We start from the raw sequence: 19962 nt of genomic DNA on the forward strand, positions 1-19962 counted from the left end.
GGTTTTTTGATCAAAGGTTTGTTACCCTCTACGGCTAATGTATACTAACATGACGCTCCCCCCGGATGTACATCCAAAGATACCACAATGGATACCCACGGGCCCTAATACTACAGTCAGTCTTTCTGAACTAAAGAAAAAAGAACTCATTGCAGCTAATTCGGATACCGATATTTTACGTATGTATACTGACTATCTAGATGATGATATCGTCGTTAAGCAACCATCAGGAAACAAGACTGTCTCCGAAGATATATTCAAGAAGTTTGAAAATGAAGCTGAGATATGTTCAGCGCTTGATCACGATCATATAGTTGAATTGGTGGACTGGGGAAAGCAACCGTTTCCTTGGATCGGGTTTGAACACATGGACGGAGGAAGCCTGTCTGACCGGATTGAATCTATATCACACTTGGAGGGATTATGGATTTCTGTGTCGGTCGCTGATGCGGTCTGGGAAGCACACACTACTGGCATAGCGCATCTAGATATAAAACCTGATAATATATTATTTCGAAGACTATCCAATGATGTTTGGGATGTGCCAAAGATTGGCGACTGGGGTGTATCCAAGTGCTTATTCGATACAGCCCAAGACAGTAACGCCCTTTCACCGAGATATGCAGCTCCAGAACAGTTTGAACCTGAAGAATACGAAAGCCCAGACAACATAACGGATATATATCAACTCGGCACCGTTGTATATGAGATTCTCACCGCGAAGAAAATATTCACTGGAAAATCAGTTGAGGTAATGTATAAACACACCAGTAAATCACCCACTCCACCAACAAAAGTTGACCCAACTCTTCCAGCAGCAGTGGATGAGGTGCTGGCTACCGCTCTTTCAACACGAAGAAAAGAAAGGTATGAGTCAATGCTTGACTTCCGTCGTGACTTAGAATCTCTGTTTCATACTGTTGCACATGATCAGAGCCCCACTCTCATCTGTGGTCGGGGTAATACTGATACAACGACAGATCACCGAGAGTCCGAATTGGAAACTGTGGAATCTGAAGTCGGAGCAGAATTCAACGATGTCACAGCAAATAACTTGGGTAATTTCGGTAATAATACCGAAAATACTACACTTTGGAATGAAAATGCAGATATTTTGGAACAACTGGATTCTTGGGCGGAGTCAGAAAGAAAAAAAGAGGTCCCCTGGCAGTACCGAGATGATCCTCCAGGGATGAACCCAAAAACCAGCTCTGAAGACGAAAACAGCGATAAATAGTTTATCCAGATAATATAATATTTGATAGAAAACGCTAATCAGCTTTGTTTCTCAATACTTGGCTTGCAGTTTGACTGATTTCCCTGTCTGAATCCAGTCTATATGTTTCAAGTACATCAGTCGCGGTTGGGGTGTCAGCAGCACCAAGTGCTTCACAGGCGGCTTTTCTCACTGCGGTATCATCGTCATTTTCCAAAATAGCGGTCAATTGATCAACAGCTGCATCTGTAGGAACCTCCTCCGCGTCAATTGCAGTTGCTAACTCTCTACAGACCTCTTGCCGCTCTGTTGCATCTTTATCAGACAAGCGTGATTCGTATTCCTCCAATTGGAGTTTTGCCTGTTTATTACTACTGCCTTCGCCAGACGTTGCTGCACTCTCTTTATGAGACATTTCGTCTTTCTGTGCTGATTCTCCCGATGATTGTTCGCTGTCCTCCTCCTGCTCGGCGGTTTTCTTTGATACGTCGCTGGATGAGGCCTGTTGGCTGCCTGACTCGGGTTTATCTGCCTCACCAGCATCCGATTTAGTTGTTTTCTCATCGTTTGCTGGCTCGTTGATCGTGGATTCTACAGCAGGTTTGCTGTTTAGCGCAAGATACCCAAACCCGATTGCTAGAGGCAGCTGGACGATGGCTGATGGTGGTGATGCAAATATGGAAAGAGCATTCAGAACAACATATCCTATCGCTGCGTACCATGCTATCTTCGATTCACGGCGCAAGCCGACACCAATTGCTATCGGCAATAGTACGCCAATTCCACCAATCACGCCGACAAGAGGTAAGATTCCTGACTGTCCCTGAAGTGATATCATGCCGAGAGAAGTAATAATTATCACAAACAAAATGGCTTGGAGTGCACCCCAACCAAACATACCATACTGTAGCCAAGTGAGATATTTTTGTGCCTCTTGAGGAGTTTTATTTGGGGAACCCACTGGTGTTGTTTCTTCAGCGGGTTCTGAGTTAGTCGTCTCTGTAGAGGCTTCCTCCATACTCTCCCCGACTGTTGAGCCAACACTTGCTACCTGAGATCCAGACAGTAGACTTACCAATTTGATCGGTAATTTCACCATCTTAAATACGACACCCAACAATTTTCGGAGGATTTTGAGCGTGAATATCATGTTAAAAAAATTATTTGTTTGTGCTGTTGAACGGCAGTGAGATCAGTCATCTGTGGGTGGTCTAATCTATTACTGTTCTTTGATTCTTTCTGTTTCATCACCAATCAATCCAACATGTTCAGTCAATCGATTTATATTCTTTGGTCAGACTGTTGGCTCTCATAACCAAATCACGACTGGAAGATGGTTGCAATTAATTGTTTATTTTATATATTCAAAATATAATGCAAACCCAAAATATAAAATAAACGGCTTGTTCTGTTGGAATGGATGCGTTTACCTCACACCATATTCGACGGCAACGAACCGATCAGTGAGCGAGAAGCACAAACGCTGGCAATTAAGCAAGCCATTGACGACGAAGTTAGTGAACATGTAAATTCACAGTGGGGTAGGATCAAACGTCTCGGTGCTGCAGGCTTGTTGTTAGTTGTCGTCGGAGTCGGTATATTCTCCACGGGCAATAATATTGGAATCGGCATATCTGCATTGGGTCTTCTAGTCGGTGGTGGCGGTATTGGATACGTACGTTCTCAAGAACCGGACGTATCAGTGACAGGCATTAAAAAAGGCTACTGGACTGGTTATATGATACCCGACAGAGACGGGACAGTAGTATTTGATGCCACTGATTCAATAGAAAGAAAGGAATTCTCGGTTGAGTTGTTGGATGACCCCAATGTTGTGGAGTCTGTTGAAGAAAACCTTGCTGAAATGAGTGAGTTTCCTGTAGTAATGACTGATCAATCGGATGTAGAGACTGATTTCGTCCAATCGGTTGCGGACGTTCAAAATGCGATCAATACTGCGGAGCGACACGAACTTACTGCACCAGTGCTGACAGAAAAGGAGTCTGCCGTTAGCACGCTTGACAAACTCGCACCAATGGCAGAGGAAGATCCAATTGACGCAGGTGGTGTCTCGGTTTCACTAGAAAAAGCAATAGATCAAGTTACCACGTTTAGTGACTTTGAGTCGATGGCTGACGAAGATCACGGTGAGTCAACTTTATTGAATGTGAGTGATCACAGCCGAGACTTGGCTAACGAGCTATCTGGACTACAAGAAACGGCCACAAGCCTCCTCAATGATCATATCAAGACTGCTGGCGACATGTTTGGGATGATTTCATACAATTTCTATTGTCCCGATTGCATGGAGGATGATATTGAGTCACGGTTAGAGATTGTCGGTGTTGATGGTGAGTGGCATTGTGATGCTTGCCGATCCAACTTTGCGCTGGACGGCGGAATTCCACGCCACCGGATTCGGGATGAAGTCGTGTTAGATGTCTGGGATCAACTGTGGACAGAAAAAGACGATCAGCGTCGTGAGGTATATGAATCCATTGAGGATCAGAAGGCCGAGCTAAAAGAACGAGAGTTCGAACAGCGTCGTGAAGAGATTCGGAATGTCGAAAACCGAATTAAGGATATCAGATCCCGTATTCGAGATCTTCAGACTGAGGCAAAAGCCAAAGAGGGAATCGTTGAAGAGATTGGTAACCTGATGGTCAAGTATGAACGGCTTAGCAGTCAACGAAAAGAAAAATTCAGACAAGATATATCCGACTCGTTCGAGAGAATAGATCAGAAAACACAGGAAACGCTGAAAGAAACCGAGGGCATAGTTGAAAATCGCATTCAAGAAGCCGAAAACGAAGCGGAACAGCGGGCTGAAATGATGCGTGAAGAAGAACGACAGAGACACAAAGAACAGATGGCACAACAGAGGCAAATTGCCAAGGCACAGATGGAACAGCAGGCTGAAATCACACAGGGCCAGGTGGCTAAAGAAGCTGAGATTGCTGGCAGACAGGTGGCCGAACAACAAGAGATGACTAAAGGAGTGATGGGAGCAATTGCGACAACACACGCAAACAAACCAAATAAGAGGGGGAAATAATCATGGCAAACGATGATCTTCATCCAATCCTGAAATCTATACATAGAACACTCAAAGATACACTAAAAGAAGGTCAGAAAATAAAGAGTGAGATAACCAAAGTCCACACAGCGATTACTGATGGTGTTGAAAAAGTTTTGGAGGCGATCAATGACACCATCCAAGCTCAAGCTGAGATGAAGATGATGGAGCATATGGTTGAGGTCAAATCGATCCTCCCGCAGATTGATGCTGAGAGGGAACGAATTGATGTTGAGGAAGAAGAGCTTGACAGGCAATTAGAACGTATCGCCGACAGATACGAAGATAAACACGACGAACTTGATGAGAAGGCAGCCAGCCGCATCCGGGACGTAGGGTCGCACATTTTTGAGATTGATGAGAATCAATTTGAGGAGGGGATTGAGACACCGTTCGCAGAACACGTCACGACGGCTTGGATGTCACTTCAAGCACAAAATGATGCGGTTGTGAAGAACCGGAGGGAACGGGTTGAATCGAGAACGTCAGAAGCCGTCGGCGAAATTCATGAATTTGTAAAAAAGCAGGATGAACTGGTAGAGCAAATAGATAGAACAAGAACTGACATCGAGACTGACGTAGAAGAGCCGAAACCAATTCAGTTACCATACTACGCTGTGGAGGTCGAAATCAATGGCAGTACGAGTACAACGCTCATTGAACCGTCAGCAGTTGAGAATGATTCTGAAGACGGTGCAACATTGACTCCACTGCCAGGCATGGATTCTGTGGTGTCTGCATGTCCAATAAATGAAACCCGGACAGAGCAGATTGATCAAGCTAGCATTACGGATAATATCGAACAGTATACAACATCTGATCCACCGCTCGTCTCAACAGCTGATGCGTATGAAGACGCACTGCCAGAGCAAGTTGAGGTAACGTTGGAGGAGGACACGTAACCATGGCATCAATTGAAAAGACACGGGCAATTATCGAAGAAAATGAGACATATGACGGAAAAATAACACCTACTGTTAAGTCAGAAATCAGCAGGCCTGTCAAAATCAAACCTGGCGCGACGGTTGAGGGAAGTATCTATGGTGAGACGATTAATATCGACCGCGGGAAGGTTGAAGGATCGGTAATGGGTGCAGAGAGTGTTGAATTAGAGTCTGGCAATGTGGACGGAGATATCGGAACAGATGGAAGAATAACATCATCAGCCTCAGCTGTGTATGGCACAATTACAGGACAGCGAGTCAGATTGACGAATACTATTGTCTATGGGAACGTTGTTGGTAGTAATGTTGTACTTGAAAATTGCGTTGTGATCGGCCTCATCACGGCAGAGACACGACTGTCAGCTACAAATACGCTCTGTTACAGTTTCAAAACGTATGGTGAGGCAACCCTAACAGGGGTGTCAACAGTGCTCCCCCAAGCGATTGTCGAAGGTAAAGTTGAGTTTGATACTCCTGTGACAGTAACTGGTCTTGGTCAGTTGGACATTGACGAAGCTGACTTCCCGACAATGGATGAAGATGATTTGATCGAGCTGCACGAATCAACCTATCTTACGCTGTCGCCGCGAATCCTCAACCTAGAGGTAGTCACCGACCGGCTTGAGGAACTTGAATTGACTCTGCAGAAGGTCGTCACCGCGACCTCGGGAGTCGATACTCCTGCGGCAGGAGAGATTCTAAACACGCTTGGTGTGAGTGACGACCACGTCCCTGACATTATATAAATAGCTCAACCGATGATCTTTGCAATCAAGATAACGCTAAAAATACTGAAAGGTATTATCAAGGCTGTCGTGTTCCCAATAAAGCTTGTAGTGAAGCTATTCCAGCGATCTGATGTGAGTGCTGGTGATGTTGCGAATTCGGTTCCCAATACATCTACAAGGGAAATACGAGAGAAGTCTAGCACAGCCATTGCCAGCGAATCTGATAGTGAACAATCTGAAACGTCCGACTCGTTAGCTGATTCCGAATCAACTACCTTTCCAAGCTCAAGTGGTTCAGTAACAAGCAACTATTATGAACGATTTTACATGGGTCTCTTTGCTATTGCTGGCTTGAATGCTTTATTTATACTAAGCCGACTTATACAGTATGAGCTAAGAGGTGCTTGGTGGAAGGCCGGACTAGTAGTAACTGTTCTTGTGCCGTCTGTGTTGGGTTACTGGGTTCAAAATAGCTCAACTCAAGGTGGAGGGTTGAATATCGCATTTGCATACGGTATCTTCCTACTTATTAGCAGCACATTCAATCAGTTTATGGGGGAATTAACAGGAGTCTATTTTATTCTTTCTCGTCCTCGATTCTGGATGCTAGAAAAATTTGCCAGTAATTTTGTTATTGTTTTCTTCTCGCTAGCTAACTATGCGGCGATTTTCTTTGTGGTCTATTGTGGATATAAGATTCGAACACAAGGTTCTGTGAATAAAACAGAAGCAAGTGCCATGACCTACGATGCTGAAACTCCTGCAGGTGATTCTCAACCGTCCAACCCCAATTCTAGCGGCAGCGAGAACGACGTTTCTTCTGAAAGCGAAACCCCCGAAACAACTGTAAGCTCAGAGTCAGCCCCAAGCGGAGATGCACCAGTAGACCATGATGTAGTTGAAGACGATTCGGCAGGAGAGAGCACCACAGCTACTTCGGCAGACGATGAGCCATCCCAAGAGAAGCCCAAATCTGACACTGAACCAACTGCCGATGAAGAACCTTCTACACCGGGTGTAGCTGCTCCCGATGAGATTCTTGCCCAGATCGACGATCAAGTCACTGCAAATGATGTGCAGCGGCTTGGAACGGCCCTCACCGAATACCCGGCCACAGATGAAGTGTTGGCCGCTCTTGATGAGTGGGCTGATAGCGATGATCCCGAGATTCGGATTGCTGTATGTGAAGCCTGCGCTGAGATTGAAGACTCGAAATCGGAAGACATTCTTCAGCTACTCAAAATAGATCGCAACGACCGCGTTATGCGTGCAGCAACCGACGCTATGTGAAATGGTGCCGATACCGGTGGAAGTATATCGTAGCAAGTTCAACATTTTTCCATCAATAATGCCAGCAAAATCCAGTGGCTCCCATATAAGCGGTCATCTCGTTTCATACATCGCAGCAGCATTTCTGGTCAAACATATCAACACGTACATACCTCCGTTCAGTGATCTGTCACATATGGTTGGTGGACTTTTTACCAGTCTTACGGGTGTAAATATATCTGACGAAATAAGTGGAATGCTTGTGGTTTCAACGTTCCTTATCGCTATGTGGGGTGTTGGCTTCCACTTTTATGATCAGTAGCAGACTTAGCAAATCTAAGAACTGGTGGTGCTGATTTAGCTCTCGGTCGTAGTATGCTCCCGTTCGTAGCCGAACGGGGTATACTCGCGGCCGCCGCCGTCGAAGAACTTCCCGAAGAACTCGACGTATTCGAGACGCACCGCCTGCAGGCCGGCACTCGTCACACCAAGCGCGAGGACGAGGATGTGACCGAGAACGAGGACGAGAATCCCGATCAACAGCGAGGCGGCTTCCCCGTGGACGAGTCCCGGGAACAACACGCCGGTGACCGCCTCACCGTGATAGGTGCCCTGTTCGAGGTAGTACGCCGGCGAGTGTTGCAGCCCGAAGTGCCACTCCGCACCGTGGCTCGTTTCGGTGACCCACACGCCGAAAAACAGGAGGTTGACCGTGAAAGCCATCCCCGCCTTGGCGAGCAGCACCGCCGCAAGTCGGGTGTACGACAGCACGTTGACAAGGACGTTCAGGAATTCGACGACCTCGATCGGCTCGCCGAGGGCCAAGAGGAACAGCCCGATGACGAAGACCAACAGCGGGATCGTGAATTCGCCACCAATCACCGGAATGCTGAACAGCCCCATCGCCGGGAAGCCACTGAATCCGAGTGGGAGCACACCCTCAGCAGCGAAGGTGGTGTAGATGAACTCCGGCACCGCACCGCGAACCGCGTCGCTGAAGACCCAGACCCACAGCCCATTCATCATCAGGATCCACGAGCCGTTTTCGTAGATCGCGTGTTTGAGGTCGTGAATCTGGAAGTCCTCGATGAAGCCGAGAATCCACGCGATATTGAGGTGGACAACACCGACGAGCACGCTGACGACGAGCCAGCCGCGGGCCCAGTCGGCACCAGCCGGCGAGAGACCCTTCTCTATCGGTGCGTGGGCAAGGTCGACGACGCCTTCCCAGAAGTACGTCGCAATCACGTGTAAGCCGAACAGCTCACCGTAGAGAATCCCAAAGACAGCGGTGAACACACCGGCGGCGATGGTGACCCCGCCCATGCTCTTGAATCCCTGACTGTCGAAGGCCGTATACAGGTAGTAGCCGATCCCCATGTAGATGAGCCCGTAGCCGAGGTCACCGATCATGAACCCGAAAAAGGCCGGGAACGTCAGAAAGAGGATGACCGTCGGATCGAACTCGTTGTACTTTGGCCGGCTGACAGCTTCGATGAGCACTTCGAACGGTTTGACGATGCCGGGATTGCTCTGGATGATCGGCGGATCGTCATCGTTCATCGTGACCGCGCCACCGCCGTCGGCGACGACTTCGCCGCCATCGGTAGCAGCCTCGGCATCAGCGTCAGCCGCGCTGCCGTGGTCTTCGACGTGCGCCTCGCCGTTCGATTTGAATTCGGCGCGCTCGATCTCGTCGACATCGACCGGGCCGTCGACCTCGCTATCGAGCGTGGCCGCAAGGTCGTCGTAGCGGTCGGTCGGAATCCAGCCCTCGGCGACGAAGGCGTTGGTCGTCGTCGCAAACGACAGTGGCGCCTCCTTCTTTTGGGCCTCAATGGCGAGATACTCCTCAGCCGCGAGCAGGAAGCCAGCCGACTCAGCTTTGACTGTTTCCAACTCGGCTTCGACCTCGCCGAGTTCGGCTTCGAGTGTTTCCTTTTCGCTTTCGAGGTCAGCGACGTACTGCTTGGGAGAGGTCTCGGCGTCAGGCACCGATAGCGTCGTGAACTCGACACCGACGAGTGAGTCGGCGATGAGTTCACTTGTGGGGTCGTACCCCTCGGCGGGCTGGGCGAAGATCGCCTGTGTGTCGCCGCCCGTGAAGATCTCGAAGCGGTTGATCGTCTCCTCGTCGTCGAGTTCCGCGGCGATGGCGTCGCGGTCGCCGTGGCCGACGAGGACGGCCAGCGAGTCGTAGCCGCTCAGGAGAGCCAAATCAAGCCCGAGTTCGGCGAAGGGGGCGACCGCCTCGATCTCCTCGTTGATCTCGCGGATCTGGGTTTCAAGCTCGCCGCGCTGGTCGTCGAGGTCGTTGATGCGGTCGCGGAGCTCGGGGAGCTCGGCGTTGAGTTCCTCGCGGTCGACGATCCGGGTCTGGCCGGCGTCGTCGTCCTCGATCCCGAGCGTGCTTTTGAGCGCGCGAACGGTGACGAGTTGCTCGTTGGTTTCCTCCGCGCTTTCCAGCGAGCGGCCGCCGTCGAAGCCCTTCCAAGAGCCGTCGTAGTCAGACAGATCCAGCAGGTTCAGTGCGTGGACAGCCTCGATGACGTCGTCGATGACGCGTTTTGAGCCCGTCACCGACACCTTGCTCATCTGCTCAGGTCTGAGCATTCACGGCCTCCTCGAAGCGATCGATGGCCAGCTCGACGGCCTCGTCGATCCGGTCTTGGGCCTCCTCGACGAGCTCCTCCCGGGCTGCCTCGCCCTCTTCGAGGATTTCCTCACGGCGGGCGTCGATCTCCTCGCGGGCCGCCTCCAGTCGCTCGGCCGCGTCCTGTTCGGCCTCCTCCTCGGCCGTCGTGCGGATCTCGTCGGCGTCGGATCGGGCCTCGGCGATGCGTTCCTCGGCGTCGGCTTCCGCCTCGGCAACGATCTCCTCGGCGTCGTCCTCGGCCGCCTTGATCTCGTTGAGAACCTCTTGTCTCGGCATGCTCACTAATCATCCGGAATTGCAGTAGCTGCATATAAGGTGTTTGCGGAACGTCTCGGCGGTTCGATGGGTCTGTGTCGGCTCCGCGTGTTCAGCAAATCCGTACCGTTATTGTCACGCCGCCCATAGGGAATACTGACATGGGAATCCTTGAGAACAAGGCCAGAGCGCGCCTGTTCTACAAATATCTCTCGAAGGTTTACGATACAATCAACCCCTTCATCTGGAACGACGAGATGCGCGACGAGGCCATCGCGTGGCTCGACATCCAGCCCGACGACCGCGTCCTCGATGTGGGCTCAGGCACCGGGTTTGCGACCGAGGGGCTGCTCCAACACACCGACAACGTGTACTGTCTCGACCAGTCGATCCATCAGATGGAGAAGGCCTTCGCCAAGTTCGGCAAGCACGACAAGGTAAAATTCCACCGCGGCGACGCCGAACGCCTCCCGTTTGCTGACGACACGTTTGATCACCTCTGGTCGTCAGGCTCGATCGAGTACTGGCCCAACCCGATCGACGCCCTCGAAGAGTTCCGGCGGGTCACCAAGCCCGGCGGCCGCGTCCTCGTTGTCGGCCCCGACTATCCAAACTCGGTCGTCATGCAGAAACTCGCCGATGCGATCATGCTGTTTTACGACGAAAACGAGGCCGACCGCATGTTTGAGACTGCCGGCTACACTGACTTCGAACACCATATCCAACAGGCCAGCCCCGGTAGCCCGAAGGCGATCACGACGGTTGCGACCGTCCCGGCGGCCGCGGCCACAGACGGCGTTGCCGACGCAGCCACCGACCACGCCACAGCCGGTGATTCCGCGGCTGATTAACGCGCCGTAGCCTCCAGGCTGGGCCGCAGAAAAACACGTCCTCGCGCTATTCGTCGATAAACTCGTTGTCGCGCCAGTCGACACCGTTTTTCCCGGCACTGTTCTGTGGGTTTTCGACGACCTCGACGGTTGCGGGCCGTTGTTCGCCTTCGACGATCCGTGTTGCTTCGAGCTCGCCGTCGTGCTCGGAGATCGCTGTCAGCGTCCCTTTCTCAGAGAGCTTGGCGATCTCGGTGAGCACCTCGAACATCCCGTACTGGACGGCGGTGTTCTGGAGCACGGTTTCGCGGTCGCCCTTGAAGCAGGCGAACTCGACGAGCTCCGAGGGGATCTCTTCTTCCTCCTCGTCGCCCCAGCTCGGCCCGCCGGCCCGCGGCGGTTCCTCCTCGTAGACCCGGGTTTCGGTCACGCTGGCTTTGAGTTGGGCTGTTGGGGTGTATTTGCTGAGGCTCTCGTCGCTGGCCTCGGCGTTGATGATTAACGTGTTGTTGCGTCGGGTGAGTGTCACCTCGTCGATCTCGTCGGGGAGATCTGGATCCTCCAGATACTCCTCTAGGTCTTCGAGCGGCAATTCAAGCGTCGAGTGGAGACGGAATACGCGGCCTGTCATGATGTTGGATGGTGGTGTCGTCGACGTGGGTGCCGATACCTACCGACTGTAGGGCCCCCACTGGTATATGGGCTATCCTTTCGTGTCCGCCAGCGACCGATGGCTGTGGGCGGCGTCGCCAGCGACCTCGTGTGGGCTCAGGTCGTCAGCGTCGCTTCGAGTTCGCCGCGCTCGTCGAGTTCGGTCAGAATATCGCTGCCGCCGACAAACTCGCCGTCGACGAACGTTTGCGGGATCGTCTCCCAATCGCTGTGAGTCGATAGGGCTTCGCGGTACTCGTCGAGGGCCGGCAGCACGTCGACGGTCTCAAACTCCGTGACGTGTTCGCTGATCAACTCAAGGGCGTTGGCCGAGTAGCCACACTGCGGCATCAGTTGATTCCCCTTCATGAACAGCACCACATCGTTGCTTTCGATCGCCTCATCGACGCGTTCCTGGACGGACTCGGCGTCCAGTTCGCTGTCGGGTTGGAAGGTCATACCACTCCATAGGAACGACGGGGCCATAGGCGTTGCGTCCGGTTCCCTCTCCGGGTGCGCCCGCTGGCGGCCATCGGCACCCGTTGGAATCCGACACCTCCTTGTAGGCTGATGGAATCAGCCATGGGTATGAACGCGAACATCACCTGGGGCGGCGCGGGGCTCGTGTTGGCACTGGCCGGCACCGCGTTTGTCATCTCTGAGATCCAACACGGGATCGAAGTTGGCAACCCCTTGCCCGTCGCCTACGGCGGTGCGGTCGTCCTGGCAACCGTTATCGCCGTCCTGTTGATCGTCCCGAGCATGCGATCGAGCAGTTAAGCCGATCGCTGACAGCCCCCTGTCGACCGCGACGCAAACGGGGGGAGTTATTAGCGTCGCCACGAAGGAAGCGATGTGTTTCGCGTCGAGCTTCACGCCCACTCGGAACGCTCCCATGACGGCCGCGACCCCGTCGATCTATTGCTCGAACAGGCCGCGGCCGTCGGGCTCGACGCGCTTGCGATCACCGACCACGACGAGATCGACGCCAGCATCGAGACCGCGGTGAGCGCGCCAGACTACGGCCTTGTCGGGATCGTCGGCATGGAGGTCACCAGCGCTGTCGGCCACATCCTTGCGTTGGGCATCGACGAACTCGTTCCGCCGGGGCTCTCCTACGATGAGACGCTCGACCGCATCCACGATCAGGGTGGAATCGCCGTCGTTCCCCATCCGTTCCAGAAATCCCGCCACGGCGTCGCCCCGCATATCACCGACGACCAACTCGCTTCGGCCGACGCCATCGAGGTCTACAACTCCCGGCTGTTTACCGGCCGGGCGAACCGCCAAGCCGAACAGTTCGCCCTCGAACGCGAACTCCCGATGACCGCCGGCAGCGATGCCCACATCTCCGAGCTGGTCGGCCAAGCGGTCACCGAGGTCGACGCCGACGAGCCAACCGCCGACGCGATTCTCGATGCGATCCGCGGCGGCCGAACCAGCGTTATCGGCCACCGAACACCGTGGCACGTTAGCCTCCGGCAGTTCGGCGGCGGCGCGAAACGCCGCGCCCAGCGGGCGATCCGTGAGTTGTTCCGATGAGGCAGCCACCACAGCCGCCGCTTCGCGGTGCCGACCCCGACGTTGTGCGCGCCGCGCTCGATGGGGGCGATCCGCTGCCCGGCACAAACGGTCGCGGCCCAGCGGATATGGGTGGTTTCGGCGGCCGTCTCGACGATCGTCTCGTCCGGGATATTCTGGGTCGCCAGCCGGTCTACAGTGAGGCCGACGCAGCCGACCCGACCGCCGACGGCGCGTGGGCGTTCACGCCTGGCGACCTTGAGGATCCAGTTGTCGTCCCACCTGGCGGCGTCCGCACCGCCGACGGCGACGAGACGAGACTCACGCTCTCGGAGCCGCCGGCCGCCGACAGCGACGCGGCGATGGCGGCCGTGACCGACGCACTCACGGGCGCGCTCGGCGTTGACGCCGACACCGAGAAGACGGCCACAGACGACGTTGCCGTCGCCTTCTCTGGTGGGGTCGACTCAGCGCTTGTCGCCAGCGGCTTCCCGGACGCGCCACTGTACGTCGTCGGCTTCGAGGGCTGCCACGACATCGCCGCCGCCCGCGAGGCTGCCGCCGCAATTGACCGCGCCGCCGACCTCACGGTCATCGAACTCACTCACGACGATCTGATCGACGCCGTCCCGCGGGTCGCTGCTGCGATTGACCGGACAAATCCGATGGACGTAACGATCGCGCTGCCGCTGCTCGTTGTCGCCGAGCGGGCCGCAGCCGACGGCTACGATCGCCTCGCGCTCGGCCAGGGGGCGGACGAACTGTTCGGCGGCTACTCGAAGGTCGTCGAGCCGGCCGACGATCACCGCGTCGACAGCGACACGGTTCGCGGCGCGGTGCGGGAGACGATCGAGACGCTACCCGGTCAGCTGGAACGCGACGTGTGTGGGCTCTCGGCCGCTGGCGTTGAGCCGGTGACGCCGTTCCTCCAGGATCGCGTTGTCGACGCCGCGTTGCGGCTGCCCGGCGAGTTGCTGGCGACGCCTGAGGCGCGGAAGGTTGCCCTGCGGCGGGTTGCTCGTGAGACGGTCGGCCTCCCGGACTCTGTCGCGGGCGCGGACAAGAAAGCGGTACAGTATGGCACCTACGTCAGCCGCGAGTTGGATCGGCTCGCTCGCCAAAACGGGTATAAGCGACGGATGGACGACCACGTCGGGCAGTATATTCGCGAGCTGTGCAACTGAGACCTGACTTTTTCACCATCGCGGCTGAATCCCGGCTATGAATCGACGCGACGTGCTCACGCTCGCCGGCGGGCTCACGCTGTCGACGACGCTGGCTGGCTGTTTCAGCGTTGAGCAGAACGAATCCGAGGGTCAAACCAACGGCAACGAATCTGAGAGCCCAAGCGACGACAACGAATCGACAACCGCTGACGACGACAGCGAGTTGGATCTCCGCGAGGCCAACGTTGTGAGTGTTGTCGTCGATGACAGCGGCGGAGCGAGTACGTTCACTGTTGGTCTCCACCACGACGACGCTGGCGAGGAGGGGTATGCCGACTGGTGGCAGGTCGAAACGCTTGATGGCACACAACTCGGCCGCCGTGATCTCACACACCCACATGACGAACAGCCGTTTGAGCGAAGCGAGCCGATCGAAATCCCTGACGACGTAACCTGTGTCGTCGTTCGCGGCCACGACCAGACACACGGCTACGGCGGCCGCGCGGTCGTCGTGAATCTTGATTCCGGTGGGCAGAACGCGATCCAACAGGGGTCGGAGCGACAGGCCGTCAGCGAAAGCGACTGTCCAGCGTAACGTCTCGGCGGCAACTCCTGACCGTGTGACACCGTCCCGCGGTGCGGCGAGTCCGAAGCGGTTAAACGGGCTTCGGGGATAGAACAGGCAACTCACTGCGGTTACGGGCTACCAGTGGGCACCCGGTTCGCCGGGACGAAATGTGGTCGGCCTGACCGACTGAATCGCAAGCGCCCGAGGACAACTATGGCACGAAGCGTCTACTCACACATCCGCGAAGCATGGGAGAGCCCAAGCGAGGGCAAACTCGCCGAACTACAGTGGCAGCGCAAACAGGAATGGCGGAACCAAGGAGCGATCGAACGCGTCGATCGCCCAACCCGCCTCGATAAGGCTCGCTCGCAGGGCTACAAAGCCAAACAGGGCGTTGTTGTCGCCCGCGTGTCCGTCCGCAAGGGCGGGGCGCGCAAGCAGCGACACAAAGCCGGTCGCCGTACCAAACGGCAGGGCGTCAACCGTATCGGCCGCCGGAAATCGATCCAGCGCATCGCCGAGGAGCGCGCCTCCCGGAAATACCGCAACCTCCGGGTGCTGAACTCCTACTGGGTCGGCGAAGACGGCTCACAGAAATGGCACGAGGTCATCCTCATCGACCCGAACCACCCCGCCATCGAGGCCGACGACGACCTCAACTGGATCTGCGAGGATCAACACAAGGGTCGGGCGTTCCGTGGCCTCACCAACGCGGGCGACAAAGGCCGCGGCATGCAGACCCGTGGGAAAGGGACTGAGCACGCGCGCCCGAGCGTCAACAGCGATCGCAACCGCAGCAAGTAGCTGCTCACCTCGGTCTCACGACCGCTGCTCACCGATCGAGCCCCGGGTTCGGGCTGTTTTCCGTCGAATTGTCGATTCCCAGACAGTGATAACCTACATCTTTTTCTTATATTAGACTGATGTACCGGACAATATGTCACTGCTCGATAGCTACGAAGCCGTCCTCTGGAAGACGATGGACTGGCTCCGGATCACCGACTCCGTCCGTCGGAAGATGCTGGCAGCGGTGGCGATCCAGTTCAGCGTCGCCATCGGTCTCTTTGGGCTCCCGTTTGTCCTGTCGGGAACGGTACTGACAGCGATCCAGGCCTTGTTGTTCACTGGCGCGACTGTGGCGTTTATCAACACAGCCCTGATCGTCCAGCGAGATCTGATCGACCCACTGGCCGACATCGAAACCGCCGCCGGACGGATCGCTGAGGGCCACGTCGAAACCGAGGCCGTCGCCACCGACCAGCCTGACGAGGTCGGCGAACTCACCCGCTCGTTCAGCGCGCTGCAGTCCTATCTTGCGACGGTCTCCGCACAGGCTGACGCCTTAGCCGAACAGGAGTTCGACGACGACGCCCTCGATGAGTCCGTCCCCGGCCCCTTCGGCGAATCGCTGACCCGGATGGCTGACAACCTCGAAGCCCACACCAACGAGGTCGAAACCCGCTCGGCCCGGCTTGAACGCCTTGTCGAGGCCTTCGAGGAGTCGACGACCGCCGCCATCGACGGCGATCTGACGGCGACCATCGACCCCGCCGTCGTCAACGACGAGGACGGCACCTACACCGTAGTTATCGAGCGATACAACGAGCTGCTGCGAACACTCCAGGAATCCCTCGGCGAGACCGCCGCCTTCGCCGCTGAGGTCTCCCGATCGACCGACAGCGTCGTCGAGAGCACGACCGAACTCGACCGCGCGGGCGACGAGATCGCCGCCGCCACCGACGAAATCGCCGCCGGAGCCGACGAGCAACGCGAGCAGCTCCAAGCCGCCGTCAGCGAGGTCAACACGCTGTCGGCGACCGTCGAGGAGATCGCCGCCTCCGCCGAGGAGGTCAGCCGAACGGCCGAAACCGCAAGCGAGGCCGCCACCGAGGGCCGCCAAGAGGTGACCGATACGATCGCGGAACTCGATGAGATCGAAGTCGAGATCACCGAGGCCGCCGACAGCGTTGAGGCACTCGGCAGCCGGATCGACGAGGTCGACGAGATCGTTTCGGTGATCACCGATATCGCCGAACAGACCAACCTGCTCGCACTCAACGCCTCGATCGAAGCCGCCCGCGCCGGCGAGGAGGGCGATGGCTTCGCAGTTGTCGCCGAGGAGGTCAAAAGTCTCGCCGAGGAGACGAAAGACGCCGCTGGCGAGATCGCCGACCGCCTCGAAGAGATTCAGGCCCAATCCGACGACACGATCGCCGAGGTCGAATCAGCCAGCCAGCGCGTCAGCGAGAGCACCGACGCCGTCGAACGCTCCTTGGGCCGGTTCGATGAGATCGCTGAGGTCGTCACCGAGTTGAGCGACAGCGTCCACGAGATCAGCGACGCGACCGACCAACAGGCCACCTCCGCGGAGGATGTCGCGGCCGTCGTGGATGAGGTCGCCGACATCAGCGATGAGACCGCCGAGGATGCCGCCAGCGCGGCGTCGGCGGCCGAACAGCAGACGGTGTCGCTGTCGACCGTTTCGGAGACGGTCGAATCACTCGCCAGCGAGGCCGACGAACTCGAATCGCTCCTCTCGCAGTTTGATCTTGAAGAGGACGTGGCCACCGAGGGAGCGACCGGTCAGCGCGACACGGTCAACACGAACGGCGCGGATACAAACGAGGACGGCGACGTGATCGAACACACCGAGTCGACGAACGACCCGTTTACCGTCCCGGCCAACAACTGAGCCACTCGAGCAGTGACATCCGCGGTCTTATTTTGCTGTCGCCCAACCTGGGGCTATGAGCCTCTCGCTGGATGCAACCCAACTTGACCGCTACTCGCGGCATCTCATCACCGACGAGATCGGCCCCGAGGGGCAGGCAACACTGCTGGATAGCAGTGTGCTCGTCGTCGGCGCGGGCGGCCTCGGCGCGCCGGTTATCCAGTATCTTGCGGCCGCCGGCGTCGGCACGCTTGGCGTCGTCGACGACGATGTCGTCGAGCGGTCAAATCTCCAGCGACAGGTGATCCACGCCGACAGCGATGTGGGCCGGCCGAAAGTCGACAGTGCGGCGGCGTTCGTCGCCGACCTCAATCCCGACGTGACGGTCGAAACTCACGACCGACGCCTCAGCCCCGACAACGCCGCCGAACTGATCGCCGACTACGACCTCGTCGTCGATGGCTCCGACAATTTCCCGACGCGATACCTGCTCAACGACGCCTGTCGGCTGGCGGAGGTTCCGCTGGTCAACGGCGCGGTCTACAAGTTTGAGGGCCAGGTCACGACGCTCGTTCCCGACGGGCCCTGCTACCGATGTCTGTTTCCTGAGGCCCCTGATCCGGGTACCGTCCCCGACTGTGCGACGACCGGCGTGTTGGGTGTGTTGCCGGGCACCATCGGCTGTCTGCAGGCGACAGAAGCCGTGAAACTGCTGGTCGGGGTTGGCGACCCGCTGGTCGGCACGCTGCTCTCGTATGATGCGATGGAACTCGCGACCGAACGCGTCCCCTACCAGCAGTCGCCGGACTGCCCGGTCTGCGGCGAGGGCGGCATCGACTCGATCGCCGCGGTCGACTACAGCGACGGCTGTGGGATCGACGACCCACAACCGAACGCCTGAGATCGACGCCGACAGCACCCAGCGAGTCCCGCGACTTTTTACCGAAACCGACGTATCGGTAGCTATGACGAGTGGTGTCACCCAACCGACCGCTTCTAGCACCCGAATCAACCCATGACGCGCACACACGCACCTGTCTCCCTGCCGGTAACCCTCACCATCGCCGGCAGCGACTCCGGCGGCGGCGCGGGCATCCAAGCGGATCTCAAAACGATCGAAGCCCACGACGCCTTCGGCACCTCGGCGATCACCGCGACGACCGCCCAGAACACGACCGGCGTCAAGGACATCAACGTCCTGCCGACCGACCACATCGCCGCCCAGTACGACGCCGTCGTCGACGACTTTGATGTCGGTGCGATCAAAACCGGCATGCTTGCCACCGCTGCGGTGATCGAGACCGTCACCGACTGCCTCGCCGAGTTCGACGGCCCGGTTGTCGTCGACCCCGTCATGGTCGCGGCGACCGGCGACCGCCTGCTGAGCGAGGACGCCGAAGCCGCCTACGAGGCGTTGTTCGATCACGCGACACTCGTGACGCCGAACGCCGATGAGGCCGAACTCCTGACCGACCGGACGGTCGACAGCGTCGACGCCGCCGAGGCCGCGGGCCGCGATATCGTCGACTTAGGGGCCAACGCCGCGCTCGTGAAGGGCGGCCACATCGACGGCGACGACGTTGTCGACACGCTCGTCATCGACGAGTCAGCCACCGACGCAACCCACACCGAAGGGTTCAGCCATCCGCGCATCGACACCGACGCGACACATGGATCAGGCTGTACGCTCTCCAGTGCTATCGCCGCCCGCTTGGCCCACGAGGAAACGCTCACCGAGGCCGTCGCCGGCGGCGTCGCGTTCATGGAGCGGGCCGTTCGCTACGGGATCGACGCTGGCGAGGGGCCGGGATCGGTGCATCACCTCGTCGAGATGCGTGAACGTGCCGACCGCGAGGCGACAACCGCCGCCGTCGAGCGGATCGTCGCCCGACTGGTCGAGACCAACGTCGAACCCCTCGTTCCCGCCGGCGGTATGAATGTTGTCGGCGCGACCCGATACGCCGAGTCAGCCGCCGAGGTTGTCGGCGTTGACGGCCGCCTCAGCCAAACGCGAACCGGGATCCGACACAACGCCGGGGTTCGATCTGGTGTCGGCAGCGACCTCGCCCACCAACTCTTAGCTGCCCGCGAGGTGTTCCCCGCGCTCCGGTTTGCGGCCACCTGTCGCCTTGACGACGCTGTCGAGCAGGCTCTCGACACACTCGATGGGGCGGTCGTCCGCGGTTCAGGGGCGAGCGCGACCGAGGTCGTCGCAACCGCACTCGACGATGCTGACGTGCCCCCGGCAGCGATCATCGACGCCGGTGGTGCGGATCGACAGCCTGCGGTGATCGTGGCTGCACCCACGGCGGCGACGCTCCGCAAGCGGCTGGTGGGGCTTCACGACGCGCTAATTACGGAGTGACGGCGGCACCACTGCCACCTGCATCGTAGCGTTTTAGCGACTGTCC

Annotated in this window: 20 protein-coding genes; 15 read left to right on the forward strand and 5 right to left on the reverse strand. The window is 57.0% G+C overall.

Annotated elements, in window-relative coordinates; all coding sequences use genetic code 11:
* Positions 1-49: 49 nt before the first annotated feature.
* Positions 50-1237, forward strand: coding sequence for a serine/threonine protein kinase (locus tag DM826_RS03340; protein WP_165853238.1), 1188 nt, complete (start codon positions 50-52; stop codon positions 1235-1237).
* A 34-nt stretch (positions 1238-1271) separates the two neighbouring features.
* Here the strand turns inward: DM826_RS03340 and DM826_RS03345 are convergent, their stop codons facing one another.
* The gene (locus DM826_RS03345) at positions 1272-2366 is read right to left on the reverse strand and encodes a HEAT repeat domain-containing protein (protein ID WP_120101459.1); all 1095 of its coding nucleotides are present in this window, start codon (positions 2364-2366) and stop codon (positions 1272-1274) included.
* A gap of 261 nt (positions 2367-2627) precedes the next feature.
* On the opposite strand from DM826_RS03345, the gene DM826_RS03350 reads away from it, so the two are divergent.
* The 5 genes from DM826_RS03350 to DM826_RS12775 are packed head-to-tail and all read left to right on the forward strand — an operon-like array spanning position 2628 to position 7555.
* On the forward strand, positions 2628-4271 hold the full coding sequence (locus DM826_RS03350) for a hypothetical protein (RefSeq protein ID WP_133304624.1): 1644 nt from the start codon (positions 2628-2630) through the stop codon (positions 4269-4271).
* Positions 4272-4273: 2 nt separating this feature from the next.
* Positions 4274-5194, forward strand: a complete 921-nt coding sequence (locus tag DM826_RS03355) for a hypothetical protein (protein WP_120101463.1) — start codon at positions 4274-4276, stop codon at positions 5192-5194.
* A 2-nt stretch (positions 5195-5196) separates the two neighbouring features.
* A complete protein-coding gene (locus DM826_RS03360) occupies positions 5197-5982 on the forward strand; it encodes a bactofilin family protein (protein WP_120101466.1) in 786 nt (261 codons plus the stop codon).
* A 12-nt stretch (positions 5983-5994) separates the two neighbouring features.
* Positions 5995-7254 (forward strand): hypothetical protein, encoded by a 1260-nt coding sequence (locus tag DM826_RS12770; protein WP_165853239.1) that lies wholly within the window; start codon positions 5995-5997, stop codon positions 7252-7254.
* Positions 7255-7312: 58 nt separating this feature from the next.
* Positions 7313-7555 (forward strand): hypothetical protein, encoded by a 243-nt coding sequence (locus tag DM826_RS12775; protein WP_133304626.1) that lies wholly within the window; start codon positions 7313-7315, stop codon positions 7553-7555.
* Between the two features lie 35 nt (positions 7556-7590).
* Here DM826_RS12775 and DM826_RS03370 read toward each other — a convergent pair whose 3' ends face one another.
* Entirely contained in the window at positions 7591-9846 is a 2256-nt protein-coding gene (locus DM826_RS03370) for a V-type ATP synthase subunit I (RefSeq protein WP_120101472.1), read from the reverse strand.
* The gene (ahaH, locus tag DM826_RS03375; RefSeq protein WP_120101474.1) at positions 9833-10165 is read right to left on the reverse strand and encodes an ATP synthase archaeal subunit H; all 333 of its coding nucleotides are present in this window, start codon (positions 10163-10165) and stop codon (positions 9833-9835) included. Before ahaH ends, DM826_RS03370 begins: the two co-directional genes overlap by 14 nt.
* Before the next feature lie 140 nt (positions 10166-10305).
* Here ahaH and DM826_RS03380 point away from each other — a divergent pair, with 140 nt between their 5' ends.
* Positions 10306-10995 carry a methyltransferase domain-containing protein gene (locus tag DM826_RS03380; RefSeq protein WP_120101477.1) on the forward strand — a complete coding sequence of 230 codons (690 nt, stop codon included), beginning with the start codon at positions 10306-10308 and terminating at the stop codon, positions 10993-10995.
* 46 nt (positions 10996-11041) lie between these two features.
* Here the strand turns inward: DM826_RS03380 and DM826_RS03385 are convergent, their stop codons facing one another.
* Both DM826_RS03385 and DM826_RS03390 read right to left on the reverse strand, forming a co-directional pair.
* Complete coding sequence (locus tag DM826_RS03385) at positions 11042-11605, reverse strand: DUF7110 family protein (RefSeq protein ID WP_120101479.1); 564 nt, start codon at positions 11603-11605, stop codon at positions 11042-11044.
* A gap of 137 nt (positions 11606-11742) precedes the next feature.
* Complete coding sequence (locus tag DM826_RS03390) at positions 11743-12084, reverse strand: glutaredoxin family protein (protein WP_120101481.1); 342 nt, start codon at positions 12082-12084, stop codon at positions 11743-11745.
* A 129-nt stretch (positions 12085-12213) separates the two neighbouring features.
* Between DM826_RS03390 and DM826_RS03395 the strand changes: the two genes are divergently transcribed.
* The 8 genes from DM826_RS03395 to thiD all read left to right on the forward strand — a co-directional run bounded on the left by DM826_RS03395 (position 12214) and on the right by thiD (position 19916).
* On the forward strand, positions 12214-12405 hold the full coding sequence (locus DM826_RS03395; protein ID WP_120101483.1) for a hypothetical protein: 192 nt from the start codon (positions 12214-12216) through the stop codon (positions 12403-12405).
* 75 nt (positions 12406-12480) lie between these two features.
* Entirely contained in the window at positions 12481-13167 is a 687-nt protein-coding gene (locus tag DM826_RS03400) for a PHP domain-containing protein (protein WP_120101485.1), read from the forward strand.
* Complete coding sequence (locus DM826_RS03405) at positions 13164-14330, forward strand: asparagine synthase C-terminal domain-containing protein (RefSeq protein WP_120101487.1); 1167 nt, start codon at positions 13164-13166, stop codon at positions 14328-14330. Before DM826_RS03400 ends, DM826_RS03405 begins: the two co-directional genes overlap by 4 nt.
* A gap of 37 nt (positions 14331-14367) precedes the next feature.
* Positions 14368-14907, forward strand: coding sequence for a hypothetical protein (locus DM826_RS03410; RefSeq protein WP_120101488.1), 540 nt, complete (start codon positions 14368-14370; stop codon positions 14905-14907).
* A 186-nt stretch (positions 14908-15093) separates the two neighbouring features.
* The gene (locus tag DM826_RS03415; protein WP_120101489.1) at positions 15094-15684 is read left to right on the forward strand and encodes a 50S ribosomal protein L15e; all 591 of its coding nucleotides are present in this window, start codon (positions 15094-15096) and stop codon (positions 15682-15684) included.
* A 133-nt stretch (positions 15685-15817) separates the two neighbouring features.
* Positions 15818-17572, forward strand: a complete 1755-nt coding sequence (locus tag DM826_RS03420) for a methyl-accepting chemotaxis protein (RefSeq protein ID WP_120101490.1) — start codon at positions 15818-15820, stop codon at positions 17570-17572.
* A 55-nt stretch (positions 17573-17627) separates the two neighbouring features.
* Positions 17628-18452, forward strand: a complete 825-nt coding sequence (gene ubaA, locus DM826_RS03425; RefSeq protein WP_120101491.1) for an SAMP-activating enzyme E1 — start codon at positions 17628-17630, stop codon at positions 18450-18452.
* A gap of 114 nt (positions 18453-18566) precedes the next feature.
* Positions 18567-19916 carry a bifunctional hydroxymethylpyrimidine kinase/phosphomethylpyrimidine kinase gene (gene thiD / locus DM826_RS03430; RefSeq protein ID WP_120101492.1) on the forward strand — a complete coding sequence of 450 codons (1350 nt, stop codon included), beginning with the start codon at positions 18567-18569 and terminating at the stop codon, positions 19914-19916.
* The last annotated feature ends 46 nt before the right edge of the window (positions 19917-19962 follow it).

The sequence above is a fragment of the Halonotius aquaticus genome (genome assembly GCF_003605575.1).
In the GTDB taxonomy this organism is placed as follows: Archaea; Halobacteriota; Halobacteria; order Halobacteriales; family Haloferacaceae; genus Halonotius; species Halonotius aquaticus.